This window comes from Citrobacter sp. TBCS-14 (assembly GCF_005280805.1).
GTDB classification, from domain to species: Bacteria; Pseudomonadota; Gammaproteobacteria; order Enterobacterales; family Enterobacteriaceae; genus Citrobacter; species Citrobacter gillenii.
Map to the genome: position 1 here is coordinate 1 of NZ_SZWM01001103.1, position 2,723 is coordinate 2,723.

5 protein-coding genes and 2 tRNA genes are annotated in these 2,723 nt (G+C 32.7%); 1 reads left to right on the forward strand and 6 read right to left on the reverse strand.

Annotated elements, in window-relative coordinates; translation table 11 throughout:
* Window positions 1–496: 496 nt before the first annotated feature.
* The 6 genes from FDX22_RS24220 to FDX22_RS32040 all read right to left on the reverse strand — a co-directional run bounded on the left by FDX22_RS24220 (window position 497) and on the right by FDX22_RS32040 (window position 1,741).
* A tRNA-Pro gene (locus FDX22_RS24220) sits at window positions 497–568 on the reverse strand.
* Between the two features lie 69 nt (window positions 569–637).
* A tRNA-Trp gene (locus tag FDX22_RS24225) sits at window positions 638–708 on the reverse strand.
* A 125-nt stretch (window positions 709–833) separates the two neighbouring features.
* Window positions 834–1,001: a hypothetical protein gene (locus FDX22_RS30255; protein WP_015979568.1), complete on the reverse strand. Its 168-nt coding sequence runs from the start codon at window positions 999–1,001 to the stop codon at window positions 834–836.
* On the reverse strand, window positions 998–1,480 hold the full coding sequence (locus FDX22_RS24230; RefSeq protein WP_036851100.1) for a hypothetical protein: 483 nt from the start codon (window positions 1,478–1,480) through the stop codon (window positions 998–1,000). The genes FDX22_RS30255 and FDX22_RS24230 overlap by 4 nt, the downstream gene beginning before the upstream one ends.
* Window positions 1,477–1,608 (reverse strand): hypothetical protein, encoded by a 132-nt coding sequence (locus FDX22_RS32035; protein WP_015979566.1) that lies wholly within the window; start codon window positions 1,606–1,608, stop codon window positions 1,477–1,479. The genes FDX22_RS24230 and FDX22_RS32035 overlap by 4 nt, the downstream gene beginning before the upstream one ends.
* A 4-nt stretch (window positions 1,609–1,612) precedes the next feature.
* Window positions 1,613–1,741 carry a hypothetical protein gene (locus FDX22_RS32040; RefSeq protein WP_015979565.1) on the reverse strand — a complete coding sequence of 43 codons (129 nt, stop codon included), beginning with the start codon at window positions 1,739–1,741 and terminating at the stop codon, window positions 1,613–1,615.
* A 130-nt stretch (window positions 1,742–1,871) separates the two neighbouring features.
* Between FDX22_RS32040 and FDX22_RS24235 the strand changes: the two genes are divergently transcribed.
* Complete coding sequence (locus tag FDX22_RS24235; protein WP_036851101.1) at window positions 1,872–2,060, forward strand: hypothetical protein; 189 nt, start codon at window positions 1,872–1,874, stop codon at window positions 2,058–2,060.
* Window positions 2,061–2,723 lie beyond the last annotated feature (663 nt).

Consider the following 2,723-nt stretch of genomic DNA (forward strand, 5'->3'; position numbering starts at 1 on the left):
CTGAAAATTTCCCTTAACATAGCGATTAATGGGGGGGAGTATATATAAAAAAATATTTTCTTTTACTAATTACTTTATAGTTTAATAGCAAGCCACACTAATAGCCATAGCAACGTGAACACTGGGTTAATAACCAATAGCAATAACAACAATGCTATACTTGGACTAATGAACAACATAATAATAAATAAAGATAATATAATCATTTGCTTCTCCCCTTGTCTTATAGCAGTAGTAGGAATCGAACCTACGTTTACCATTAGACTATACTGCTAACTATGACTAACTATCAGTAGCTGGCATCTTATTATAGAGCAGTAGGGAATCGAACCCTACACCACGTTAGTACACCTTATTACTCTAACCAGCTGTCACTTAGTTATGCCTGTGACACTTTAATACACTAGGACTTTCGTTAGCTGATATAACCGTGCACCAGTTATCTGTATAGTTGTGCCATAGCTTAACACTTCGTCTATGGACTATACACCACTCATCAGGATAGCTGGACTCGAACCAACACTACATGTTCCCAAAACACGCATGCTACCATTAACACTATATCCTGTTACTATATGCCATAATACGCTCAATACCTAGAACTATAACTTATAACATATAATAAAATAAAGGAGAACACGAACAGTAGGAATCGAACCCACGTTTACAGGTTTGGAATCTGTAGCATTACCATTATACTATGTTCGCTAGATACAAAGGGCTGTTAGTTGCTAGTACTCATTTAATCAAACAGTATGCTTTACAGTTTGCACCCTATGCTTGGCTGTCAACTCTATGACATTTAAGTACCGTCAATCAGTACACCTATTCTTTTAATTCAAAACGTTTAATACTCCAGCCACTACCAATAAGATAGATGTAAATACACTTAGCATAATAGCTAGATAGTCATGGCGATAATACCACTCCTTAAAGTTGGTAACCGAACCTACACCATATAAAATGCCAAGAATAATCAAGGCAATATTAATTACAATCATTCATTCTCCTGACTTTCTACATAGAGTAAGATACAGAACGCGTCTGCCATGTCGTCGTTGATATCATTATCAGGTACTATGTTATAGCTCTTGAGTATCTCAATGCTTTGTACTTTTCGCAATGCACTCTTACCTTTAATTAGATGATACCCACACCATTTACTGTTTGGTACATCAACATAGCCAATGTTATGACGGTTACGCATGACACCCAAGAATGAACCGTTAGCTCTAATCAATGAGATGTTTCCCTTAGACTTGAACGTGATAATAGGTTCTTCAATATAAATAAAGTAGTCAAATAAATTGTAATGCTCAATAATTTCTGTTATACCGTCAGCAATAAGCTTGGCACGTTCCAAAGGATCTTTACTTTTACCACCTGCAATTGAACCGACTACATACTCATTTGTCAAAGGATTACGAAATGCGTAACCAGTATTAGAGGTGCTAAAGTCAATAGCTAAGGCTTTGCTCATAAATCAGAACTCAATTCAATATAAAGCTCTTTAGTAATTTCTCCAATATCAAATAAGTGCTTAACATAGTGTTCATATTCAATCGGAGTCAATACTTCTTTTTGTGCTAAAATATGCTCTTTATTCATTTCTTTATTCTCCCTTAAAAATTAAAGCTGTATCAAGATTAATCAAACCACATTCAACAGCGTTAAGTAAGAACTCGTTAAAGTCAACTTCTGACAATGTCTCTTGCTTAAATAGTAGCTGTTCCTCTGTCATTTGCTTTCCTCTCTCAACTTGATATATATATTATATCAAATGCACTTTTCAGGTTTGGTTTATCCTCTGTTATGTAAGCTATGATTGACTTTGTAGGCATTTTGTGTTATACTATTTATAGGAGGTAACTATGGCTAGAGATAAATATCTGATGTACTTACGACAACAGGAATACAAGAAACGTATTAAAATTAAAGTAGTTAATACAAGAGCTAGAATGAACAGAGAATACATGAATCAACCAGAAGTAGACAAGGAAACATTAGAACTATGGAATAGTCAGCCAGCAATACATTTTGATTTAGGGAAAAATAAATAAATTATATTAAAAAAATAATTGCCACCTTAGTGGCTTTTGTTTTACGCTTAACCGCAATTTGACTAGAAGTGGCAGAAAGTAAGTGCATTGTGTGTCCTGTTTGTAAAGTATGGTATCAGTAAGCACAATTAGCTTATTGTTTGATTGATTAGGTGATTTATAACTTAGAGCTTTCCAACTCGTAAAAAAATAATTATTAGTGTCCGAAATTAAAGATTAATATATTCTACTACGTTTTTTTTGCACATTAAAGTTAAAGATGTTAAATACACAAGAAAAATAAAATGTACGGAAAAATAATTATTAGTGTACCAAATTAAATGTTAATATATTCTACTACGTTTTTTTTGCACATTAAAAAATAGCTAAAACCGAACAATAAATGTCAATAAATATGTACAAGCATAAAAACAATAGTTATTTCCGAACAATATTTTTATTCTTGACAAGTCTAAAATAAAAGTATATAATTAATTTATCATCAAGAAAGGAGGTAAAAAAATGGCTAGACCTAAACAAGAATTTTGTTCTAATTGTAACGGAGAAAACCCAAAATGTAAATATAAAGAGTCTGGTCGTAAATGTCGTGTTGGTAAAGCTAAAGGCAAAGCTAAAGGTAAGGCAATTTCAAAAGAAACAATAGAAAAAAGAGACAATTATGAT